Origin of the sequence: Enterovibrio sp. FF113, assembly GCF_041439165.1 — a bacterium.
GTDB lineage: Bacteria > Pseudomonadota > Gammaproteobacteria > Enterobacterales > Vibrionaceae > Enterovibrio > Enterovibrio norvegicus_A.
Genome location: NZ_JBGONO010000018.1, coordinates 98,561 through 121,441, shown reverse-complemented (window position 1 = coordinate 121,441; position 22,881 = coordinate 98,561). Strand labels below are relative to the sequence as shown.

Genomic DNA, 22,881 nt, shown 5'->3' with positions numbered 1-22,881 from the left:
AGTTTGCAGTCACGGGGATCACCGATACTGACGCCACCAACAGTGTGGTGTCAGAGAGTGTCACTGTTGGCACCACCGTGGGGCTGGACTTAGACGCCACCGACAGTGATGGCAGTGACACGGTGAGTTATTCTTTGAGTAATAACGCAGGCGGCTTGTTCACGATTGATCCCAGCAGCGGCATTGTGACTGTAGCGGCGGCACTGGATTATGAAACCGCCACGAGTCATACCATTACCGTGGTGGCGACGTCGACAGACGGCTCTACCTCAAACCAGAGCTACATCATCAGTTTGACCGACGACAAGTCGGAGTTCACTGCGACGGCGATCACCGACACGGACGCAGGGGCAGACACCGTCTCTGAAAGTGCAGCAATCGGCGACAGCGTGGGGGTGACCTTCAACTCGGTCGATGGTGATGGTACCGATAGCATCACGTTTACCCTAACTGATAATGCAGGGGGGCTGTTCACCATCGATCCCGACTCGGGCAAAGTGACGGTGGCAGGCGCGTTGGATTACGAAACTGCCACGAGCCATAACATCACGGTGCAAGCCACGTCGACTGATGGCAGTAGCACAACGCACACAATGACCATTAACCTAACGGATGATAAAAGCGAGTTCTCTGTTACGGCTATTACTGATTCGGATGCCACAAATAGTGAAATATCGGAGAACGCAGGGATTGGTTCAACCGTTGGGTTGACGTTAAATGCAACGGACAGTGATGCCACAGACACCGTCAGTTATTCATTAAGTAACAACGCAAGTGGCTTGTTTATGATTCACCCTACCAGCGGTGTTGTTACCGTTGCGGGGAACTTAGATTACGAAACAGCACAACAACACACCATTGTGGTTCAGGCGACGTCTACCGATGGCAGTGTTAGCAGCCAGTCTTATGTCATTGATGTGCTTAATGCCAATGCAGTAGATGGGGATACAGACGCGAGCGTCGGTAGCATCACTGACACGGATACCGATACGGATCAGGTTTCAGACGTTGCCAACATAGGTTCAACGGTTGGCATCGACCTTTCCGCTATTGATGCGGACGGTGACAACATTGTTTATTCATTAACGGATAATGCTGGTGGACTGTTTACGGTTGATCCATCAACGGGTGTCGTGACCGTCGCGGCAGACCTGAGTGCACTGACGGGTACGACCCAAACCGTCAGCGTACTCGCCACTTCAAGCGATGGCAGTAGCAGCACAAGAGATTTTGACATCAATGTGATTGATGGCGGAATTGGCGAACTCACCGACATTGACAACATGCAAAATCTCACAGGTGATGCCAGTAATGGATATGTGTACCTCAGAGCGCAAGCAGTTGATGGTGATGGTGACGCCGTCACTTATAGCTTGAGTGACAACCATGGCGGTGCGTTCAGTATTAACTCATCGACCGGGCAAGTGTCTGTGGCGAATCATAACTTGTTGAATGCGTCGACAGAGCCACAAGTCACGATTGAAGTGACTGCAACCTCAGCGGACGGCAGTTCAATCGCCAAAGAATATGTCATTGATGTCACCGCAGAAACGGATGGCTCGGGTATAGGCGCAGTCACTGATTCTAACGGAAGTTCCAATTCAGTGAGTGAAAGTGCGGCAAACGGAACTTCTGTCGGGTTAACGGCGTACGCTGATCCTGAAGGTATTGGAAGTTGGATTGATGGTACACAGGTTCGTTGGCATGGACATGGTGGCAGCCATGTCACTGGGATTCATGCCAATGGTATACCTTCTGGGGCGACCGTTACTTTTTATCTTGGAGGGACAGTGATATCGACCGTCATGGCCACTGGCGGAACGGTTTATGCCACTGGCTCTAACTATAATCAACCTATATCGAATGGCACTGATGTGTGGGCGACGGTGACCTATGATGGCCAAACATCTAATGTATCCAGTGGCCTCCACTATCAAGATTCTTCGTCTAATTACCCCATTTCATTTTCGACGAATAAAGACTCAGTATCTTATTCGCTTATTGATGATCACAACGGCGCATTTCAGATAAATTCGACAAACGGCCAAGTGACAATCAGAGATAATTCTAAGCTGGATTTTGAAACCGACCCTTATCCTACTGTCACGGTGCGAGCGGTTGATTCGTCAGGGCATGTTTCAATCAATACGTTTGGTATTACGCTCACGGATGATTTCACGGCGGTGGCGGACACTTACACCGTGAGTGAAGAAAACACACTCACTGTTGATGCCTCTTCAGGTCTGCTTGCGAACGATACGGGAGACACCAACAATTCCATTGAAGTGGCGACCGATGCGTCAGGAACGGGGGCAGCAACAGTAAATGGTGCGACCACATTCGTGACAACCCTCGGCGGTTCGGTGACGGTGAATCCCGATGGTTCTTTCACCTACCAAGCGCCTTTGTTCGATCATACGGCGTCTGAAACGCAACAAGACAGCTTCTATTATCGCGTTGGTGATGGCGCTTGGACTCAAGTTGCTCTTGATGTTACCGATCAGAATGTCGACGCCATTGACGACAGCGATAGCGTTGGTGAATTGGGCTTAATTTACGGCAATGTGATTTCTGATACGGGTGGCGAAGATTCGGCAAGCTCCGACGCAAAAGTCACGTCAGTATTGTATGACGGTACCACCTATTTTGTGAGCGGCCCAACCACCATTGCTGCGGCGCTCGGTACATTGATCATTAACCCTGACGGAAGCTACAGTTTCCAGTCATCCGCCTCCGGTGGCGGTCCATTCACCAACGAGCAGTTTACCTATACGCTCGGTGATGACGACGGTGATTCTGACACTGCGGTACTTTCTATTACTCACGACGCCTCAATGACCGCCGTTGCAGATGTGGTGTCAGTCTATGAGTCTGGCCTAGTATATGGTTCAGAGTATGGCAATGAACTGCATTATCGCGTCGGTAACCTTCTTGATAACGATATGGGCCTGACTGGCGATGCAACATTAGATTCTGTTGAATGGAATGGGACGACCTACAATCCTGACGCAAATGGGTTGATCAACATAGAAACCGATCACGGTGTATTTTCTCTCTATACCGAAGATTTTGGCGTTCATCGAAGTGGTGAATATCAGTTTCTTCTCACCTCAGCCACTGACGGCCTGGATGAAACGGAAGTGTTTACCTACACAGTGTCAAACGCTGGTGAATCAGTGACGTCAACCGTCACGGTCAGTTTGATTGACGATCCGATTATTTCGTTTGCAGGGTTAGACATTGACGATAATTTCACGGGGACTTCCGCAGATGAAACTATTTTTGGTGGAGGTGGTGTAGATATTTTGGATGGCGGTTTAGGTGATGATTTGATGGTCGGTGGGCAAGGTGACGATACGCTCACAGGCGGTGGTGGATCCGATACGTTTAAGTTCCTTCATGCTGACATCGAAGGGCAATCAGGTGTGTCAGTTGACCATATTACTGATTTCGATTTGATGGCCGATGCCATCGACTTGTCTGATTTACTTCAAGATGAAAATGAAACTTCTTTGGATGCCTATTTATCGTTTGTGGATGACGGCGGCGGTAACGTGGTGATTAATGTTTCAAGTGAAGGTGATGGAAACATTGACCAGCAGATTGTTATCGACAACCTCAGTGTGTCTGACATGACATCTGCCTATTCATTGGACACTGTAGGTAAAACAGATGGCGAAGTGAGTAACATGATTTTGGATGCGATGCTGTTGCAATCACAACTCTACATCGACTAATACTGAAGTGATTCGCTGAATAAATAATTGAAGGTTTAACGGCGAGCGGCAAGCGCAAAAGTGCTTGCCGCTTTTTGCTGAATACTGTCTTACATGCTCATTCCCATGCCAGCGTTGGCTTTCTTTCCGACTTGGTAATACCAAATAGAAAGAGGAATAAAAATGAGGTTCATGATGGTGGTGAAATTCAGGCCGAAACCATCTTGGATCAGTGGTCTGAGTGTTTCACTCGATACCGCAACACCAAATCCAGAAAAGATCGCATCGATGCTCAAACCGGTAAATAAGATACCGACAAAGAGCAGCCCGACCATCCACTTGGTGGGGCGAGTGCCATAGTATTTTTGGTATACCCGCATCATGGGGATGGTCAGCACATCTGCCAAAATAAAGCCGATAACCCCACCGAACGAAATGCCGCCATGCCAAAGCGCCGCCGCCAACAGCAAATTACCGACTGAACAGACATACGCGATCATGGCGACGAAAATACCAATAATTACATCAAGGAAGGAATGCAGCCATGCTGGCATATTCACATCGCTGCTGATAAACAAAGCGCGCCAACCGTCAAGCGGCACAATGGCGATAAGCACTGAAGACACCACCACGCCAATCAGAATTTCTTTGCCAATCATGGCCAGATCCATATGAAAAAAGCCTGCCGTTTTACTGATTTTCGCCATGGTGGACGATAACGGGGCGTGGGACGGCATGGAATCCATGTCCATGTGCTTGTCCATGTGTTCATGACCTTCGTGCTTCATCGCTGGCATATCCATGCCGCAGTCGCTTTCTTCATGTTTGTCAGCAGGTTTAGCCATGTCCATGTGTTCATGACCTTCGTGCTTCATCGCTGACATATCCATGCCACAGCCACTCATGGTTGTTGTTGCTTCGCTGGATTTGGGTTTTTGGTCATCCTCTAATTTCTGACGAAGCTCGGCTTCAACATCTTTGGGGAAGAAGCGTTCAAACAAGAAAGCGACAGCCATAATCAGAATCAAACCACCGATGATTTCCCCCCAAAAGAATGTCCAACCGAGCAAGGCGACCAAGACAATAAACATTTCCATGATCAAATTGGTGCTCGACACCAGAAAAGCCATTGCATTGGCGATGGTGGACTTTTTAATCATCAAGGTGTGAGAAAGCGAAGCGGCGGCATAAGAGCAGGATGACGAGACGACACCGAGCAAGGTGGTGAAAGCGAGGCTTTTTGCGCTAGTGCTACCCAAGTGTTTGGCGACGGTTTCCACAGGAAGCCAATTGCGTATAAACGAAGAGAGCATCAACCCAAACGCCAACGGCCAGTAGATTTGCCATATCATGTTGAAGAACACATCAATGAAGTGAAAAATAACGTTGGAATGTTCGCCGCCCATCATTGCTTTCCCCGTCTATTAGCTAATTGGAATAAAGGGTAGTGGACGTCTTGATCACCACGTGTATCACAAAAGATTCTTTATCAACAAAAGCAACAGCCCGCCAAATGTGACGGGCTGTGTATCTAGTTTCTCACCTGTTTTGCTACAAGGTTATTCTTCGTCTTCTTCCGAGCCCATCACAATGGTGACAGGGCCATAGTAATGATGATGGTGGTGTGTGGTGCGGTGATGATGGTGTGTGCCTTTGTGGGTATCAACACCGCCGTGGAGGTGGTGCCCGTGGCTTGGCTCATGATCACGATATTCCATATGGTCTTTATTGTGCTTGTGCTCTACGTCGTCACCATAGGCATGTTCCATGGTTTCATGAGTGGACACTTTGGTTTTTTGTTGCGCCATGGCGGTTCTCCTTCGAAGAAATTCACCAAGAAGTCTGGCATGCCTCGGCGATTCTTGAAGGGTTAATCGCGTGTCAATGCTGAGACCAACACGCGGTATTCAATGAAGGGTGTACTGCGGCTTTCAAAGAGTGTGATATTGGTTCGGCGCTTAACAAGACGTTGTGCAGCGTGAAATGCGACACACTATTTGGTCAAAGATAGTGAAAACGGTTTATCTGCTGAGGTGAAGGTTTAGACTTGGCATTCATCGCCAAGGAGAAAACCATTTGAGCAAACCAAGTAAAACCAAAACCAGTTTTTATCGACGCTTATTGGTGTCGCATCTTATTGGTCAGGGTGTGAATACGGTTCCCGCCATCATCAAAGAAACAGGAATGCCAAGGCGTACCGCACAAGACACCATTGATGCCTTAGAAGAACTTGATATCAATGTGCAATTTGTCGGCGCAAACAAAAATGGCGGTTATGAAATTAACGATTGGGGCGCGGTCAACAAAGATTGGGTTGCTAAGAATGAAAGTAGAATCCGAGAAGCGTTAGATTACCCGCAGGCTGGTGAATCGTCGTGATATACCTAAGCAATCTCACCACGAAAAACGCGTTGCCAATTGAAGTTTAGCGACACGTTTTTCGTTGGTCGTTTTGGGTTGATAGGTAGGCGTTAAGGCACGAGTGTTTTTAATTGCTCGATATCGACAGGCTGGTCGTAATCAACGTTTGAAAAACCAAAACCATTAAGCTGCAAGAAGTCGGTGAGAACACCTTCGTAATCGGCAATCTGTGTGAAATTCTCCGGCGTCATTTGTGCAAGCAGAGTGTTAACCTCATCTTGCACATCTGGCTGAAGTTCCCAGTCATCCAGTCGGATCAGTCCTTCATCGTCTCTGTCTTGTTGACGGTTCCACTTGTTGTAGAACAACCGATCCATTTGCTCAATACAACCCTCTTGCAGGCCTTTGGCTTTCATCACTCGGTAAAGCGCCAGCAGGTAAGGGGTTAGCCCTGGGATAAACACACTGGCTTTGGTCACGAGCGCCTTGCACACCGCAATATCGGCTTGTCCATTAATGCCTGACAGCAGCGCATCGATGTCATGTCGGGTCTGATGAAGATGCGTTTTGGCTAAACCTAGCGTGCCTTTGTGGTAAATCGCATGCGTATGTTCTGGGCCAATGTAAGAGTAGGCGACAGTGCGACAACCTTCCGCCAACAAATCGTTCTGACCGAGAAACTGCATCCAGCTTAGCCAGTCTTCACCGCCCATCACTTTCACGGTGTCATTGATCTCTTGCTCACTGGCGGGAGATAACGTGACGCTATTCAGACGGTTTTTCTCGAAATCTATGGCATAACCTTCGACAGCTTCGCCGATAGGTTTGATAGATGAGCGCCAAAACTCGCCCGTTTCGGGGTTAGGGCGTATGCCTGTTGCCAATGAGTACACAACCAGATCGACCTTCCCGCCGCATTGGGTGCGTATGGTGTCAGCCACCATTTGACGGGTTTGATCAGAAAAAGCATCGCCGACGATATTGGACGTGGTGCGGCCAGCTTTGATAGCAGCGTCTTTGACAAAAATATTGTTATACCAACCTGCACTGCCAATGCCTTTGTCTGACATGCCGCGCTCAAAGGACACGCCAATGGTTGAAGCGTTCGCGGGGCCAAAGGTCAGTGCAATGCGAGAAGCCAGCCCAAATCCAGAAGACGCACCTAAAATCAGTACGTTTCTGGGCATATCTGACGTTCGAGCTTGCTGCTGTGCCAGATAAATTTGCTTTTCTATGGCAGCTTTGCACCCAATGGGGTGGCAACTGCGGGCGATGACGCCCTGAATTTGAGGCTGGAGAATCATCGTTACAGTCTTTCCGCTAAATAGGCTTCGTAATCGGGTATATCGACCTGCACTTCTTCGCTCATCATTGGAGACGTGATCAAATAACGGGCGGTGGCACGATTAATGGCGACAGGAATGTTCCACACGGCCGCAATACGCAGTAACGCTTTCACATCCGGGTCGTGGGGCACTGAGCTGAGTGGGTCCCAAAAGAACACCAAAACGTCGATTTTCTTTTCGCAAATCATTGCACCCAATTGCTGATCACCGCCCATTGGGCCACTCATCAGTGATGTGATATTGAGGCCTGTTTCTCGGCTCAAAATCGTACCTGTGGTTCCCGTCGCGAAAAGTTGGTGGTGGGAGAGTGCATCTTTATTTTCTTCAACCCAGCGTAAAAGGTCGGTTTTGCGGTGATCATGTGCAACGAGTGCGATTTGTTTGCTTTTGCTGACCGTACGATTGGTTGATTTCATTTCTAACTTCTTATTCATTCTATGGACGAAGGCTTATTCTGGTGATTTTGGCTGGTTTGAGCGACACGATAATCATCATTTCCAGACATTGATCATTAAATATGGAACATCGTCGCGTTCAAACGGGGCTTTGTGATAACTCTCGTTGGGTTAATCGTCTTATTGTGCTAATCCAATCTGCGTGTTACTTGGCGCAATATGGCAGATACTTTTCCGTGTCAGTTGCATGGCTTAACCAGTGTCGGATAAAAGATGCCACCTCATCGGCATTGTTAAGATCCAGCGAAGTCATGTTTCCACCAGTCAATGACGCTAGCGGTTTATCACATGCGACGGCAATGATGTTGCTGTCATGGCTAAACAGTGTCGGCTTGCCGTGCGCGGGTCGGTGTACTTCGACTTTGGTCAGTACCGCATCGCGGAAACCTTCAACCAGCACAATATCCAGTCGTGAGTGATCCAACTGGTTTAGACATTCTTGCAAAGAAGGTTCTCTGTCTAAATTGTCGTGATATTCAAAAAAAAGCATGTGACGTTTTGCCGTCGCGAGAAGTAATTGATCGCTACCTGCGTAACGAAGACGGTAACTGTCTTTACGTGGCGAGTCCGGCTCTATGTCATGATGACTATGTTTGACGAGTCCTACACGCAGGCCAACAGCATTAAGTTGCGGGATAACTGCTTCAAGTAAGGTTGTTTTTCCTGAGCCACTGAAGCCAGCAAAGCCAAGCACAGGGGTAGGTTGGTTGCATTGCATGATGTTAACGCCTACTTTCTAAAAAGTGATAAAGACAAAAATAAACATGATTACGTACTACATTATTACGTGCACAGTGACGTAGACACACTACAGTTAGCGATGGCATTCCTGCCGTTGCATATTAAAGCTAAATTTGAAGAGAGTCTGGTTGGCAGCATCACGTGACCAAGCGCAGGGTAAGATAAGGATGTACCCGTTGTGCTGTCGCAGCCAAATAGCCTTCTCTAACTATCGAAAACACTAAATTATCACGGAGCGATAATATGTGGGTTACCCTCGATTTTGAAGCATCTGGCCTTACAGAAGCTTCATACCCGATAGAAGTTGGTTACAGCTTGCCCGATGGCGCTGGCGTTAGCCTACTTATCAACCCAGCGTCTTCTCCTGAATCATGGCAGTATTGGGATGATCATGCGGAAATTGAAATACATGGCGTTAGCCGTGAGTATTTGAAAATAAATGGCTTATCCGTGTTTGATGTCTGTACCCATTTGAACAACACCTTGTGTTATTTCGACGATGTATTGTGTGATAGCCAATGGGACTTGTTCTGGCTTGGGAGATTGTATAAAGCCGCGCACATGCGGCCAACGTTTACTTTGACGGAGGTGGGGCACTGGCTTCACCGTCATGATGGTATCGACAGGCAGGATTTTTTGAGTGCGTTGGCATCGCTTGGGCCTGCTCCACATCGGGCAGAAGCGGATGCGAAACACATTCGAGAAGCCTTATCGATGGTGCTTAATCGTCAAAGCTGTTCGTAAGTCACTCTGAGTGCGTTACCCTTTGCTATCTGATTGTGTAGTGAATATTGAAATCAAATGGTAACGCCTCAAACCACACTTCGATTTGCGACGTTTAATGTCGCGATGTCTGCTGATCAACCTGATCAGGTATTCAGTTCGCTAAGAAACGCCGACAGTGAGCGATTCAATCGTATTGCTGCCATCATTCAACATTGCCAACCTGATGTGTTGCTTCTGTGCGAGTTCGATCATCACGGTGAAGGGGGTGATGATGGCATGCTGGCGTATTTTCAGTCCCATTACTTAAATCAATCGCAATATGGGCAATGCCCCATCACGTATCCCTTTCAGTACCTTCCTCCTACCAATACAGGGTTACCGCTGTTTGACGGTGAAGAGGTTTCTTCCGCGCCTGAACGTGCGCATGGCTTTGGGCGACACCATGGGCAATATGGTTTCATCCTGCTGAGCAAGTATCCGTTGGACATCGATAATGCGCGCAGTTGGCAATCGTTTCTTTGGCAGAGCATGCCCAATACCCGTATGCCACGACATTACTTCGATCATGCCGTGGAACAAAGGCTACGTTTGTCATCCAAAAATCATGTCGCGATCCCAGTGTTCGTCGGTGAACATACCGTGCATGTTGTGGCGTGTCATCCCACGCCACCTGTCTTCGACGGTGCAGAAAAGCGAAACCTCAAACGCAATGCTGATGAAATTCGCTTATTGCACGATATCCTGAAAAATGAATCCTATTTGGTTGATGATAAGGGCTTAGTAGGCGGTTTGGCCAAAGGCTCATCATTTGTGGTGATGGGGGATTTGAATGCCGATCCGAAAAACGGTGAGGGTGACAAAGCGGTGATTGCCCAATTGATCGGTGATACGCGTATTCAGCCTTTTCCTATCCCTCAAAGTGGCGGAGCGGCGCACTTTGTGCGTGGGCGTCATGTACGAAACAAAAACCAAGCCACTCATCAGCGCGGCTTGCGTTTGGACTACGTGTTGCCATCGAAGGATTTGCAAGTAAAAGAAACGGGGGTGTTCTGGCCTGCGCCAGATGACCAGCTATTGACACTTTTATTGGATGACGTTGGCAAATTTCGTGCTTCTGCGACATCAGATCACCGTTTGGTTTGGGCTGATATTTGCCTGAGTTAGAGAGTGTTGTGCTAGCACCTGGTGAGTTTTTTGCCGAAAACTAAGGCGGTGTGTGAAAGCGTTCAAGATTTCATCGTTTTGCTGACGATAACGTTCCGTCCATTGTAACTTAAATGTTAACGTGGTCGAGAAACTATGGATTTCTTCAATGAATGGAGTAGCAAGGATGAAAACGATCACCTCACTGGCAGCAGCAATAACCCTTGGTCTGATGTCAGCATCGGCGTCAGCCGATGCGTTTAAGCCTTCTGTGATTTTTGACATGGGTGGTAAGTTCGATAAATCGTTCAACCAAGCCGCCTACACCGGTGCAGAAGCATTTAAAGCGGAAACAGGTGTTAGCTACGGTGAGTTTGAAATCACTAATGAAGCCCAGCGTGAACAAGCGATGCTGCGCATGGCGCAACGTGGCTTTAGCCCAATCGTAGCGGTTGGCTTTCAACAAGCTCCGATCGTAGAAAAAGTGGCGAAGCAATTCCCTAAAACCCAATTTGTCATCATCGATGCTGTGGTTGATCTCCCCAACGTGCGTTCTGTTGTGTTTAAAGAACACGAAGGCTCATTCCTTGTTGGCGCACTGGCGGTGATGAAAAGTGAAAGCGACAAAGTCGGTTTCATTGGCGGTATGGATATCCCGCTGATCCGTAAATTTGCTTGTGGTTATGAGCAAGGCGCGAAATTCCAAGCGGCTGACGCGGACGTTGTTCAGAACATGACGGGCTCAACGCCTGCGGCTTGGAATAACCCTACCAAGGGCGCAGAGCTTGCAAAATCTCAGTTTGATAAAGGCGTTGATGTCGTTTATGCCGCAGCAGGTGGTACCGGTGTTGGTGTGTATCAAGCCGCTGTTGATGAAGGTAAATACGCTGTCGGCGTTGATTCCAACCAAAACTATCTGCACCCAGGTGTGATGCTGACCTCTATGGTTAAGCGTGTTGATGTCGCGGTTCAAGATGCGTTCAACGATGCGCAAAACGGTGAATTCACCCCTGGTTTGCAAGCACTTGGCTTGAAAGAAGGCGGTGTTGACTGGTCATTGGATGAGTACAACAAAGATCTGGTCACGCCTGAAATGGAAGCGCGTGTTAAGCAGATCCGCGACGATATCATTGCTGGCAAGATCGTGGTCCACGATTACTTCAGCACAGATTCTTGCGAGTATTAATTTAGCGACCTCATTCGCCCCTTGATTTGGCTTATGCCTATCAGGGGGCGTTTTGTATCGCTAGCCTTCGTTGTACTTGCCAAGGAGCAGGCATGGCAAACCCCGCAATAGAACTGCGCGATATCAACAAACGCTTTGGTGCAGTCCACGCAAACAAAGACATCGACCTCAAAGTGATGCCGGGCACTATTCACGGTATTGTCGGGGAAAATGGGGCGGGAAAATCCACCCTGATGTCTATTCTCTATGGCTTTTATCAGGCCGACTCCGGCACCATCGAAGTGGATGGTTCCATCGTTAAAATCAAAGACTCCCAAAACGCCATTTCTCATGGTATTGGCATGGTGCACCAACATTTTATGTTAGTGGAAACGTTCACCGTGTTAGAAAACGTGATGCTAGGCGCCGAAGGGCACAGCTTACTCAATGTGGCGTCGACCAATGTGCGTGCCGCATTGAAAAAAATCGAAAGTGATTATGGCCTAACCGTTAATCCAGACGCCATTGTTGGTGAGTTGGCGGTGGGCATTCAGCAACGGGTTGAAATCTTGAAGGCGCTGTATCGCGGCGCACGCATTCTTATTCTGGATGAACCTACGGGTGTGCTGACACCGCAAGAAATCGAACAGTTCTTCGATATCCTCAACACCCTAAAATCTCAGGGTGTGACCATCATTCTGATCACGCACAAACTGAAAGAGATCATGGCGGTCACTGACTCGGTGTCGGTAATGCGTCAAGGTGCGATGGTCGCGCATCGCACCACAGCAGAGACCAGTGTCGACGAATTGGCTGAGCTCATGGTGGGCCGGAAAGTCCTGCTTCGTGTTGATAAAGGCAAGGCCACACCCGGTGAAGAGCGTCTTCGCGTTGAAAGCGTCTCATGGAGGGACAGCCGAGGTGTTAAACGTCTCAAGAACCTAAATTTCAGCCTGCGAGCTGGCGAAATTCTTGGTGTTGCGGGGGTGTCTGGGAATGGTCAGTCGGAACTGTTGTCAGTGTTGTCTGGCGTGACGACGCCACAAGAAGGCGAGATAACGCTAAAAACGGGGAAAGGTGAGCAAACGTTTTCACCTAAAACCAAGCGTAATGCTGGGCTCATGCGTCAACTTAGCGTGGGGCATATACCAGAAGATCGTATTCGCCAAGGGTTAGTGAAAGCCATGCCGGCATCTGAAAGCGCCATATTGGGTTTCCAGCATGATATTGCCTACGGCAAAGGCTTATTGAACCCAGCGGCGATTGAAGCGGCAACACGCAACATGATGGAAAAATACGATGTTCGCCCCGCAGATCCTCATCTGAAATCCGCCAACTTCTCCGGCGGTAACCAACAGAAATTGATTATTGCGCGTGAAATGCTGCGAGAGCCGGATGTGTTGCTTGTCGGGCAGCCAACCCGTGGCGTTGATATTGGTGCGATTGAGTTTATTCACCGCAACCTGATTGCAGCGCGCGATGCGGGTGCAGCGATATTGTTAGTGTCGACAGAACTTGAAGAAATCATGTCTTTGTCTGATCGCATCATTGTATTGGCGGATGGCGAAATCACGGGTGACGTGATTGCCAAAGACACCAATGAACGCCAACTCGGTATTTTGATGGCGAATGCCGCGCAAGAGGAGGGTGCAGCATGAGTGTGGCTCAACAAAGTGCCCCTGCGTGGGTAAAAGTATTTCTGGTTCCCGCACTGCAACTGACCGTGGCGCTGGTGATCTCTAGCTTAGTGGTACTGATGGTCGGTGAAAGCCCGACAGCCGCGTTCAGTGTGATGATCCAAGGGGCGACAAACTTAGAATATGGTGGCTTAAGCAACACCTTGTATTACGCCACAAACTTTGTGTTTACAGGTTTAGCCGTGGCTGTCGCGTTCCATGCAGGTTTGTTCAATATCGGCGGTGAAGGTCAAGCGTATATCGCAGGGTTAGGCATCGGCATTCTGATGCTGGTGTTGGACGATGTGTTATCCATGTGGCTGATGGCACCACTCGCCATCATTATCGCAGCGGCCTTTGGCGCATTGTGGGGGGCGATTCCAGGCTACCTTCAAGCCAAGCGCGGCTCGCACATCGTGGTAACGACCATCATGTTTAACTTCATTGCTTTCTCGGTAATGGGTTACGCGCTGGTGGAGCACATCGCCAAATATGGCGGTAACTCGACCGATTCCCGTTACTTCAATCCTGAAGCGGTATTCCCAAAACTTTACGAGTTAGCCGCAAGTTGGGGATATGAACTGCCATTTTCACTTCTTAACCCGTCTATCCTCCTTGCTCTCGTCGTTGCGTATTTGGTGTGGTTGTTGCTGTTCAGAACGCGATTGGGCTATGCCATTCGTGTGGTTGGGCAAAACGCCGAAGCGGCAGAATATGCCGGTATTGATGCGAAGAAAATCATTATTATTGCCATGACAATCTCTGGCGCATTAGCCGGATTGATGGCGGTCAATGAGGTCTTTGGCGCTCAAAATCGCCTTATTCTCAACTTCACAGGCGGCTTTGGCTTCATCGGGATCGCCGTTGCGTTGATGGGACGTAATCACCCGATTGGTATCTTGGTTGCTGCGTTGTTGTTTGGCGCGTTATACCAAGGCGGCACGGAGTTGCAGTTCGAAATGCCAAGTCTGAACCCAGAGCTGATCATGGTGATCCAAGGGTTGGTGATTTTCTTTACGGGTGCGTTAGATAGACTCATTCGTAAACCGGTTGAAGGCTTCTTTATGCGCCGCGGCGCGAAAGGTGAGGAGGTTGCCAATGGAACTGTTTAGCTGGATTTTGTCCTCTGCTGACTCCACGCTTCGCTTGGCCGTACCGCTTATTTTCGCTGCAATGGCGGGGATATTCTCTGAGCGTGCTGGGGTGGTGGATATTGGTCTTGAAGGCAAAATGCTGTTTTCAGCCTTTGTGGCTGCAGCGGTATCTTACGTGACGGGCAACCCTTGGTTGGGTTTAACCGCTGCTATTTTGGCATCAATGATGTTGGCGCTGATCCACGGGTACGCCTCAATTACTCAGAAAGGCGATCAGATCATTTCTGGCCTTGCGGTGAATTTCTTCGCCTCGGGGATGACAATCACACTCGGCCATGCGTGGTTTGAGCGTGGCGGTCAAACACCATCGTTAAGTGGAGAACAACGCTTTTTACCGGCTCAACTGCCGGGCGCAGAGTGGATGGGCGATGTTGTGCCCGTGCTAGGTCCGTTTTATCGCGATGTGGTCTCAGGACACAATGTGCTGGTGTATCTGGCGTTTGTCGCAGTGATAGTGACCTGGTGGGTATTGTTCAGAACCCGTTTTGGGCTGCGTCTTCGTGCGGTGGGTGAAGAGCCTAACGCCATCGACACCGCGGGTATCTCGGTTGTTTGGCTTCGCTATCGCGCCGTATTAATTGCAGGCTTACTGTGTGGTTTGGCTGGCGCGTATTTGTCGACAGCGCAAAACGCAGCGTTTGGTAAAGAGATGACAGCAGGGCAGGGCTACATCGCGCTGGCGGCGGTTATTTTTGGTAAATGGCAACCACGCAACGCATTGTTAGCTTGTTTACTGTTTGGCTTTTTGTCCGCACTGGAAACGCGGATGCAAGGCGTAGACATTCCGTTTGTGGGCGTGTTGCCGACACAAGTGTTCTCTGCCTTGCCGTATGTGTTAACCGTGGTATTGCTGGCGGGATTCATTGGTAAAGCGGTTGCACCGAAATCTATTGGGCGGCCTTACGAGAAAGAGCGCTAACGTTTGATTGGCTGGGTTTGACTAGCTGGGTTTGATTAGGTTGGATTAGCTTGGCTTAGGTTGAATTGAAGCAAAAACGCCACCGAAAGGGTGGCGTTGTTTGTTCAGACACCAGCGGTAAAGCGGGTGTGACGACGACAAAGCGAACTTGCGTTATGCGTTGGCCGCCGTCGTTGGTAGAACGCGTTTAAGAATATCGGCCAGTGTCACGACACCCACCATTTTCCCATCCTTGCTGACTACCGCCAATTGAACACTGGCTTCACGCATGCGAGCGAGCGCTTCATATATCGGCATTTTTGAGTCAAGCACATATGCGTTACGCGCAACGTCTCGAGCGGGTTTGTCGGTTGGTTCCAATAACGTATCACGCACATGAACCACAAGCGGCTTGAGGCCACTTTTTCCAAACACCAGAATACGTAAATGCCCTGACTTCATCGCCGCGGCACGCACGTCTGCAACGGTGGCGTTTTTATCGACATGCGCCATCACCTGACCTTCCGTCACCAAGGTTTCAACAGGGATGGAGCTTAGATCAATAAGACCTGACAGTTGTCGCTGAATATTCGGTTTCAGCGTGCCTGTCTTGCCAGAATGTTCAACCAGTTGGCGAATGGTACTCACGTCTTGCCCACCGACAGCTGCGCTTTCAACGGGTTCAACGCCAGACGCTTTGACCAGTCGGTTGGCAATGCTGTTTATCGCTTTTAGTAGCGGACGCAGCGGCCAAACGTAGGCTCTAGCAGCAATACCAATGGCAAGTGCGGACTTTTCTGGGTGTGCAATGGACCAAGATTTCGGCGCCATCTCGCCCACGACTAAGTGCAGGAACGTCACAACAAACAGCGCAAAACCGAAGGCAGCACCATCAGCCGCCCATGCTGGTAAGCCCATGACGAGAAACACCGGGCCAACCCAATGATCGACCGCAGGCTTTGTCACCGCACCAAGCGCAAATGTACAGAAGGTGATGCCGAGTTGGGCACCTGCCAACATCAGCGTCAGGTCGTTCATACCCCGAAGCGCAGCGCGCGCCGACGCACTTTCTACGGCGACTTCTTCAAGGCGGTGTCGACGCGCACCCATCAAAGCAAATTCGATAATGACGAAAAAACCACTCAAAACAATAAGGGCAAGTGTCACGATAGTGACGATCAACGGATCGGTCATTGTTCACCCTCCACGATTTGCTGTTCCACCAGTTTTACACGCACCTCTGTTGGCACGTGTCGCTCGATACGTAACACCTCAATCTCGAGATGTCGCATGATCGGCTCGCCAGAAGCCAGCTCTGAAGGGTCGATAGGAAGCGCAATATTCACCGTCTCTCCTTCAGCTGGAAGCGCACCTCGCTCAGCAATCAAGATACCAGCAATGGTTTCTACATCTCCTCGCGGCAAGTCATAACCAATCGCACGTTCTACTTCGTCGACGTGAACATCACCTTCCATCAACCAGACGTTGTCGCCTTCAGGCACCACTGCATCGCCGTGATCGGCGTCATGCTCATCGGTGATTTCGCCCACAATCTCCATCGCTAAATCTTCAATGGTCAACACGCCAGCAAAACCGCCGTATTCATCGATCACACACGCTAAGTGATGGGTAGACGTCACAAGCTGATCCAGTGCGTTAGGCAGTCGCATCAGCGTTGGCAACACAGTAGCAGGGCGCATCACTGATTCTACGGTGTCGTCAGCATGGCCAGCATCGATACGCGCCAGAACGTCTGGGAGATGAACCACACCAACAGGTGCGTCGTCATCATTGATGACTGGATATCGCGTATGCGCTTGCGCCATGAGTGACAGGAGTTCTGTCAACGTGGTTTCAGGTTCAACCCAATCCACTTGCGAACGGGGCACCATCGCGTGTTCCACGTCGCGTTCAGGGAAATCAAGGATGCGGTCCATCATCAGTGATAGTTCAACAGGCAAATCACCGCTATCGCGTGAGTTAGCGATAATGTGGTGTAAATCTTCCTCAGATGCGCTGACGTCGAGATCGTGCACGGGCTCAATGCGAACCGCGCGAAGAAGCAAGTTAGCGGACTTGTCGAAGAAGCTGATGAGCCAGCCAAACACAGACATGTAAATCAAGGTGGAGCGAGACAACATGCGAGACATTGACTCAGCGTTCGCAATCGCCAGGTTTTTGGGGTAAAGCTCACCCATGATCATTTGAACCACCATCGCAACGATCAAAGTAATCACCGTACCGATAGCAATACCGGCCTCAAGTGACAGCCCGAAGCTTTGCAATAAAAGCCCCATAGATTGACCGACAAGCGGTTCGGCAGCGAAGCCCAACACTAAGCCTGTCACTGTGATGCCAAGCTGGGCACCCGACAACATGAAGCTGGTGCGTTTAGTGATTTTGAGCGCGCGTTTTGCGGCTTCATCGCCGGTCGCAGCTAAGGTCGCAAGTCTCGCTCGGTCAACCGCCATATACGCGAATTCTTGCGCAACGAAATAGCCGTTTGCGGCAATAATTGCCAAGAGAAATAGAATGCCGAACAGAAGGGTAATGAGGGGCTCAATCATGCTCGTGTCCTTCCTTGATAACATAAAGCCAGTAAGGGGCGACACAATCGACGAGAGTTGGGGTCCACAAAGTATTCCTAACGTAATAACAGGACGCGCAGTATATTTCCGCGATAACGATTTAGTCTAGTGAATACTCACATTGCACCTTGCAAAGAAAGTGAGACAGGGTGGGAAACCGACCATCACCACCGCATGAATACACCACGTTAGCAGCAAGTAGAGCCTTCCCAACACGCTATTTACCGTTCAACCGCGTTACCGTCTGTTACAAACTATCACTGCACTAAGTGTGGTTTTGAGCCTCCGTAGCAGCAAAAACACCAATCAAAGGTGACAATCATTGGCAACAATCGAAGGTGAAACGGGTTTCAGCGGTGCAGTGTGGACTTGCGCATTAATCTGCATGCAGCGATTTTTGGCGCTTTGGATAAAGCGATGATTGATGCAAACCGCCACCGTGTAGGAAGCCGTTTGAGGTGTTGATTAAAATGAGAGTGGGGATCGGTGGTTTGAAAGTGAGCGCAGCCCCTAAATCGCTTTTGGACAATAACGGCTTAGAGTCGGTACATTCATACCAACATTTCGGATAAGCTAAATTTGTGCAAACTACATTAAGGCGTAAATGTATGTACTGATTCAGTGGCTATTCAGAAGACGACCATTTAATGTCTTCCATTGACGCTATATAAAAGGCGCGTGAAAAGAACTCTCTCCTCAAAATAACAATAATAACAAAGAGAAAAATAGCGTAGAATACATAATGGTGGATAATCCAAGCTAAAGAGGATATTCCAAAGTAATAGGCCCTTACACCATATTGAAAGTGGTAAGACGCCAGAACGCTCATCTCGGACAGTTTGTTGACGACGAGACTCGTCGCCTTTGAATCCTTTTCACTTGGTTCTGGCGCTGACCCCAGCATAAGCAATGAGTTCGCGTGTAAACTCATAGACCACGCAAATTCAAAAAACGCAATCACCATAATAAATAACAAACTCGTTATTTTTAAAACCACGGCCTCCTCTGTCGTTCCATTCAAGTAAGAAAAAGAGTTTATCTTTTCGGTGATTGATTGGCTTGCACCTAACAGTGCGACTAAGCCGCTGATAACAAAAACAGTCGTCGTCGCGAAGAAAGACACATTGTGAATCAATCCTCGCACCAAGCTGACATCTGTAATTCTCTCATGGCGCCAGAGCATTTGTGTTGCCCACGCTTTTCTCCATAACATCATTTGACTGGAAATATTCTTCCCAAATATGGCTTTACTTATAGGCTCATAAAGAAATAAAGACAAAAAGAGGACAACAAGTGCTATCAGATCTCCGTCATTCAGCTTTTGTAAGAATTCAGTCATCCTCTTTCACCCATCACGCCCTTCATTCTTTGATCGAATCTGACCAGGCTGACATCACCTCTGTCATCCCAGAGTTTTCAAGCCGACCATCTTCAACTTGACTCGAAATGATGCTAGGACAAGCGAAATTGAACGGATATATAGTCCGTGGGGCTAATTTGACCTGTCGTAGTGATCCCCTTAAATCCTCAACGAGACTTTCATCCATAGTGTCATCGACAATCGTGAGATCACTCAGGCTAGTATCTATCCTCGGCGTATACATCGCTTTCTCAATATCCATCTTGTAATCCAAGATAAACGAGGATAGCTGCGCTACCGCTGGCATTATTTTTCTTCCGCCTGAAGCCCCTAAAGCGAAGTAAAGACCATCACTGCGTTTGAGAATGGTGGGACACATATTCGCCAAGCATCTTTTGCCCGCAGCGAGCGAGTTTGGCTTATTAGGTTCCGGATCAAACCACATGATCCCGTTGTTCATAAGAATGCCACTGTCCCCCAGCATCAACTTGGAGCCGAAAATTGAAAGCAGTGTCTGCGTGACCGATACACAATTCCCCTCCGAATCAACAACATTAAAATGTGTCGTGCAACTAGGCGCCACTTCTTTACGTTCATCCCCCATAAAACGATAACGCTCTTCGTTGGCCAACCTAATGGCAGTGTCATATACCTTGTAGGCGTTTGAGTCAGGAGAATTGCCCTCTGGCTGCCAATTCTCCATAAGTGAAAAAGTGCGTTTTAAGGTTGGTCCGGCAGTCATTGACGGTGTACCAAATATGGTATGGTCGCGATAACTGTATTTATCTGCAGTCTGCAAAGTCGCCGCGTAGCTTTCAAAGTCTTCCAAGCAATGCTTGCCGCCCGCAGCAACAAGCTCATTGACAATGGTTCTTGCTAACTCACCGCGGTAAAAGCTTTGATGACCCTTCTCTGCTATTGTCTCCAGCGTTTTAGCAAGGCTAGACTGATCACAGACGTTTGATGAATGAGAAGTCCAAGCAGAAGATTTAGGGAAAAGACAGGAATCCAAGAAAGTCTCGGCGGAGGCTTTATACAGTACCAGATCTTTAGTTACGGAAGAAATAATCAGCTGCGCGTACCAATCAACGGCTAACCCTTTCTTAGCAAGGTCTATTGATGGTTGAATGAGTTCTTTCCAAGGAAGTGATGAAAAATGCTCAGCTGCCAGCCCCATTCCAGCGACTTGACCGGGAATAGCCACCGCCAACGCACCAGTAACATTCCTGTCTTCATGGACGCGAGTCCAAGGAAACAAATCTGTCGCCGAACCTTCAACAAGCGGATAGTCTTCGACATCAAGATTCTTAGGTGATTTCATACCGAAGTTGATCACCTTAACGTCGTCCGTTTTGGCTAAACGAACCACCATAAAGCCGCCACCACCGATACCACTCATCCAAGGTTCTGCGACGCCTAAAGCGAACGATGTTGCTATTGCAGCATCAACAACGTTTCCGCCGTTTCTTAAAACCTGAGCACCGATTTCTGAAGCTATGCGACTTTGTGAGGTCACCACACCACGGTGAGTACGAACAACCTTTTTAGTGATACTCCAAGACGATGACTGAGACAAACTCACGGTTAAACTCCATTTTTATTTGTGTTACGACGGAAAATCACCACCGCAGATATGATAGATAAAACTAAAAACAACACAGAAAGTGGCGTAGAGACGAAAACGAGCCAGTTCCCATCGGACAGGGTGAGCGCCTGACGCACAGCTTGTTCTCCTACGGGCTCGAGAACAAAGCCAATCATCATTGGAGCAAGAGGGAAATCGAGTTTTCGCATGACATAACCCAGCAAGCCAAAGCCCAACATCATCCAAAGATCGACCGTACTGTTGTTGAATCCATAAACACCGATAAGACAAAACACCGCGATAATTGGTAGCAGCACACTTTGGGGGATTCTCGTAATTTGAAAAAACATCTTTATCGCGACCTTACCGACCAGTGGCAGAAACAGTGATGCGATAAAAAGCACGACAAACAGTGAATAGATCAGCGAAATATCTTCACTAAAAAGTGCTGGTCCAGGCGCTAAGCCATGTATCAGAAAAGCCCCCATCAATACCGCAGTTGTCACATCACCCGGCACACCTAAAGCGAGCAGAGGAATCAAAGCACCTCCGCAAGTAGCATTGTTCGCAGATTCCGCAGCAGCGACCCCCTCTAACTCTCCTTGACCAAACTTCTCTGGTGACGCCGATTTCCGTTTCGCCTCGGAATATGACAAAAACGCAGCTGGAGTAGCTCCCAATCCGGGTATTGCACCTAGCACTACACCAATGAATGAGCCTCTGCAGATAGTTTTTAGACTCCCCCTGATTTGAAACCAGGAAATAGATGAATTGGCATTGTCGGTTGCTTGCTTAGCTGTCCGTTTCTCGACCAAATTTTCTGCCTGAATAAGGAGCTCAGAAACGGCGAATAAACCGATCAGCATCGCCATCAGAGAAATACCGTTCATCAAATTGACGTTATCAAAGGTAAACCTTGGTGTGGCAACCATCGGATCTAGCCCGACAGTTCCAAAAAGAAAGCCTAATGAAGCGGCTATCAACCCCTTCGAAAGCGAATTGCCTGACACACCAGCCACAACAAGAAGCGCAAAAAGTACTAGGGTTGCAAATTCCGGCGGTCCAAAATTAGTCGCCAATTTGGCAAGGGAGACTGCGCCCAGAACCAATATGGCAGTAGCAATAACATCGGCAATAACGGAAGCCCACAGCGCCATACCCATAGCCTCGCTTCCCCTTCCTTTTTGAGCCAAAGGGTAGCCATCCAAAACAGTCGCAGCTGCTGCGGGAGAGCCTGGTGTATTCAATAAAATGGCAGGAATACTCCCTCCAAAAAGACACCCTTTATAAGCCCCTAACAAAACGCAAAATGCGGTTAGAGGACTAAATCCATAGGTAAGCGGGATAATCAACGCAATACCCATGGTTCCGGTTAGCCCGGGGATTGCCCCCATAAAGATGCCAAATGCGACGCCAACAAAAATAGCGACAAGATTAAGTACAGAAAAAACTGAAACTACAGATTGAAGGATTTCGCCTTCCATACCACTCTCCTTGGTTTAAACGGACATTCCCAATCCAATAACAAACAGTGCATAGAGCGCGAGGGTGACCAGCGCCGGTATGATGATTAGCGTCGCTGGTCGTCGTACTCCATTGATAAGAAAGAGCAGAAACATCATTGCAGATACAGAAAGGATGAAGCCGTATGTTTCAAACACGCTGATAAATAGGACTATCACAAGGACAGTGAGAAGAGGTCGAAACCAAGTCCCAACACTCTGCTTAGGGGCTATCGTTTCCTGCTCACCAGAAGTTTTATCAAAGCTACTTACAAACAGAAAAACTGCGCCAATACCGACCAACGCACAACCAAAGTATGGGAAGAACCTCGGTGACAACGCGATAGATGGAGTATCTTCAACCTGTTCTGGGATTAATGTGACACCTATACCCACAGCGATAATGACAAGCACCACTGCTGACAATCTGTCCTTTAATTTTTGATTCATCATTCCTTCCTGAAT

Annotated in this window: 19 protein-coding genes; 8 read left to right on the top strand and 11 right to left on the bottom strand. The window is 48.7% G+C overall.

Going from position 1 to position 22,881, the window contains the following annotated elements:
- The coding region (locus tag ACED36_RS15375; RefSeq protein WP_371733508.1) for a beta strand repeat-containing protein at positions 1-3,737 on the top strand (3,737 nt) is incomplete at its 5' end.
- An 89-nt stretch (positions 3,738-3,826) separates the two neighbouring features.
- Here the strand turns inward: ACED36_RS15375 and ACED36_RS15370 are convergent.
- Both ACED36_RS15370 and ACED36_RS15365 read right to left on the bottom strand, forming a co-directional pair.
- A complete protein-coding gene (locus ACED36_RS15370; protein ID WP_016958149.1) occupies positions 3,827-5,122 on the bottom strand; it encodes a permease in 1,296 nt (431 codons plus the stop codon).
- 153 nt (positions 5,123-5,275) lie between these two features.
- Entirely contained in the window at positions 5,276-5,524 is a 249-nt protein-coding gene (locus tag ACED36_RS15365) for a hypothetical protein (protein ID WP_016958148.1), read from the bottom strand.
- A gap of 268 nt (positions 5,525-5,792) precedes the next feature.
- On the opposite strand from ACED36_RS15365, the gene ACED36_RS15360 reads away from it, so the two are divergent.
- On the top strand, positions 5,793-6,095 hold the full coding sequence (locus ACED36_RS15360) for a helix-turn-helix domain-containing protein (RefSeq protein WP_016958147.1): 303 nt from the start codon (positions 5,793-5,795) through the stop codon (positions 6,093-6,095).
- A gap of 92 nt (positions 6,096-6,187) precedes the next feature.
- Here the strand turns inward: ACED36_RS15360 and fabV are convergent, their stop codons facing one another.
- The 3 genes from fabV to mobB all read right to left on the bottom strand — a co-directional run bounded on the left by fabV (position 6,188) and on the right by mobB (position 8,596).
- Entirely contained in the window at positions 6,188-7,381 is a 1,194-nt protein-coding gene (gene fabV, locus ACED36_RS15355) for an enoyl-ACP reductase FabV (RefSeq protein ID WP_016958146.1), read from the bottom strand.
- Between the two features lie 2 nt (positions 7,382-7,383).
- The gene (locus ACED36_RS15350) at positions 7,384-7,839 is read right to left on the bottom strand and encodes a methylglyoxal synthase (RefSeq protein ID WP_016958145.1); all 456 of its coding nucleotides are present in this window, start codon (positions 7,837-7,839) and stop codon (positions 7,384-7,386) included.
- Positions 7,840-8,023: 184 nt separating this feature from the next.
- Positions 8,024-8,596, bottom strand: a complete 573-nt coding sequence (gene mobB / locus ACED36_RS15345) for a molybdopterin-guanine dinucleotide biosynthesis protein B (RefSeq protein ID WP_016958144.1) — start codon at positions 8,594-8,596, stop codon at positions 8,024-8,026.
- Between the two features lie 266 nt (positions 8,597-8,862).
- Between mobB and ACED36_RS15340 the strand changes: the two genes are divergently transcribed.
- From ACED36_RS15340 to ACED36_RS15315, 6 genes are all read left to right on the top strand, one after another.
- Positions 8,863-9,363 (top strand): hypothetical protein, encoded by a 501-nt coding sequence (locus tag ACED36_RS15340; protein ID WP_016958142.1) that lies wholly within the window; start codon positions 8,863-8,865, stop codon positions 9,361-9,363.
- A 57-nt stretch (positions 9,364-9,420) separates the two neighbouring features.
- Positions 9,421-10,509 (top strand): endonuclease/exonuclease/phosphatase family protein, encoded by a 1,089-nt coding sequence (locus ACED36_RS15335; RefSeq protein ID WP_017003040.1) that lies wholly within the window; start codon positions 9,421-9,423, stop codon positions 10,507-10,509.
- A 166-nt stretch (positions 10,510-10,675) separates the two neighbouring features.
- Entirely contained in the window at positions 10,676-11,674 is a 999-nt protein-coding gene (locus ACED36_RS15330; RefSeq protein WP_016958140.1) for a BMP family protein, read from the top strand.
- Between the two features lie 92 nt (positions 11,675-11,766).
- Entirely contained in the window at positions 11,767-13,311 is a 1,545-nt protein-coding gene (locus tag ACED36_RS15325) for an ABC transporter ATP-binding protein (protein WP_016958139.1), read from the top strand.
- Positions 13,308-14,441, top strand: a complete 1,134-nt coding sequence (locus tag ACED36_RS15320; protein ID WP_016958138.1) for an ABC transporter permease — start codon at positions 13,308-13,310, stop codon at positions 14,439-14,441. The genes ACED36_RS15325 and ACED36_RS15320 overlap by 4 nt, the downstream gene beginning before the upstream one ends.
- On the top strand, positions 14,428-15,402 hold the full coding sequence (locus ACED36_RS15315) for an ABC transporter permease (protein ID WP_016958137.1): 975 nt from the start codon (positions 14,428-14,430) through the stop codon (positions 15,400-15,402). Before ACED36_RS15320 ends, ACED36_RS15315 begins: the two co-directional genes overlap by 14 nt.
- 153 nt (positions 15,403-15,555) lie before the next feature.
- Here the strand turns inward: ACED36_RS15315 and ACED36_RS15310 are convergent, their stop codons facing one another.
- The 6 genes from ACED36_RS15310 to ACED36_RS15285 form a co-directional block, all read right to left on the bottom strand.
- Positions 15,556-16,575, bottom strand: a complete 1,020-nt coding sequence (locus ACED36_RS15310; RefSeq protein ID WP_371733507.1) for a CNNM domain-containing protein — start codon at positions 16,573-16,575, stop codon at positions 15,556-15,558.
- A complete protein-coding gene (locus ACED36_RS15305; RefSeq protein ID WP_371733506.1) occupies positions 16,572-17,948 on the bottom strand; it encodes a hemolysin family protein in 1,377 nt (458 codons plus the stop codon). The genes ACED36_RS15310 and ACED36_RS15305 overlap by 4 nt, the downstream gene beginning before the upstream one ends.
- A 646-nt stretch (positions 17,949-18,594) precedes the next feature.
- The gene (locus tag ACED36_RS15300) at positions 18,595-19,308 is read right to left on the bottom strand and encodes a DUF599 domain-containing protein (protein WP_371733505.1); all 714 of its coding nucleotides are present in this window, start codon (positions 19,306-19,308) and stop codon (positions 18,595-18,597) included.
- 22 nt (positions 19,309-19,330) lie between these two features.
- Positions 19,331-20,911: a gamma-glutamyltransferase family protein gene (locus ACED36_RS15295; RefSeq protein ID WP_371733504.1), complete on the bottom strand. Its 1,581-nt coding sequence runs from the start codon at positions 20,909-20,911 to the stop codon at positions 19,331-19,333.
- A 2-nt stretch (positions 20,912-20,913) separates the two neighbouring features.
- Positions 20,914-22,398, bottom strand: coding sequence for a tripartite tricarboxylate transporter permease (locus ACED36_RS15290; RefSeq protein WP_016958132.1), 1,485 nt, complete (start codon positions 22,396-22,398; stop codon positions 20,914-20,916).
- A 15-nt stretch (positions 22,399-22,413) separates the two neighbouring features.
- Positions 22,414-22,866 carry a tripartite tricarboxylate transporter TctB family protein gene (locus tag ACED36_RS15285; protein WP_016958131.1) on the bottom strand — a complete coding sequence of 151 codons (453 nt, stop codon included), beginning with the start codon at positions 22,864-22,866 and terminating at the stop codon, positions 22,414-22,416.
- Between the last annotated feature and the right edge of the window lie 15 nt (positions 22,867-22,881).

What these genes read in the sequence shown, in the direction of transcription:
- ACED36_RS15370 (WP_016958149.1), bottom strand. Translation starts at nt 5,122, where the DNA reads ATGGGCGGCGAACATTCCAACGTTATTTTTCACTTCATTGATGTGTTC.
- ACED36_RS15365 (WP_016958148.1), bottom strand. Translation starts at nt 5,524, where the DNA reads ATGGCGCAACAAAAAACCAAAGTGTCCACTCATGAAACCATGGAACAT.
- fabV (WP_016958146.1), bottom strand. Translation starts at nt 7,381, where the DNA reads ATGATTCTCCAGCCTCAAATTCAGGGCGTCATCGCCCGCAGTTGCCAC.
- ACED36_RS15350 (WP_016958145.1), bottom strand. Translation starts at nt 7,839, where the DNA reads ATGAAATCAACCAATCGTACGGTCAGCAAAAGCAAACAAATCGCACTC.
- mobB (WP_016958144.1), bottom strand. Translation starts at nt 8,596, where the DNA reads ATGCAATGCAACCAACCTACCCCTGTGCTTGGCTTTGCTGGCTTCAGT.
- ACED36_RS15340 (WP_016958142.1), top strand. Translation starts at nt 8,863, where the DNA reads ATGTGGGTTACCCTCGATTTTGAAGCATCTGGCCTTACAGAAGCTTCA.
- ACED36_RS15335 (WP_017003040.1), top strand. Translation starts at nt 9,421, where the DNA reads ATGGTAACGCCTCAAACCACACTTCGATTTGCGACGTTTAATGTCGCG.
- ACED36_RS15330 (WP_016958140.1), top strand. Translation starts at nt 10,676, where the DNA reads ATGAAAACGATCACCTCACTGGCAGCAGCAATAACCCTTGGTCTGATG.
- ACED36_RS15325 (WP_016958139.1), top strand. Translation starts at nt 11,767, where the DNA reads ATGGCAAACCCCGCAATAGAACTGCGCGATATCAACAAACGCTTTGGT.
- ACED36_RS15320 (WP_016958138.1), top strand. Translation starts at nt 13,308, where the DNA reads ATGAGTGTGGCTCAACAAAGTGCCCCTGCGTGGGTAAAAGTATTTCTG.
- ACED36_RS15315 (WP_016958137.1), top strand. Translation starts at nt 14,428, where the DNA reads ATGGAACTGTTTAGCTGGATTTTGTCCTCTGCTGACTCCACGCTTCGC.
- ACED36_RS15310 (WP_371733507.1), bottom strand. Translation starts at nt 16,575, where the DNA reads ATGACCGATCCGTTGATCGTCACTATCGTGACACTTGCCCTTATTGTT.
- ACED36_RS15305 (WP_371733506.1), bottom strand. Translation starts at nt 17,948, where the DNA reads ATGATTGAGCCCCTCATTACCCTTCTGTTCGGCATTCTATTTCTCTTG.
- ACED36_RS15300 (WP_371733505.1), bottom strand. Translation starts at nt 19,308, where the DNA reads ATGACTGAATTCTTACAAAAGCTGAATGACGGAGATCTGATAGCACTT.
- ACED36_RS15290 (WP_016958132.1), bottom strand. Translation starts at nt 22,398, where the DNA reads ATGGAAGGCGAAATCCTTCAATCTGTAGTTTCAGTTTTTTCTGTACTT.
- ACED36_RS15285 (WP_016958131.1), bottom strand. Translation starts at nt 22,866, where the DNA reads ATGAATCAAAAATTAAAGGACAGATTGTCAGCAGTGGTGCTTGTCATT.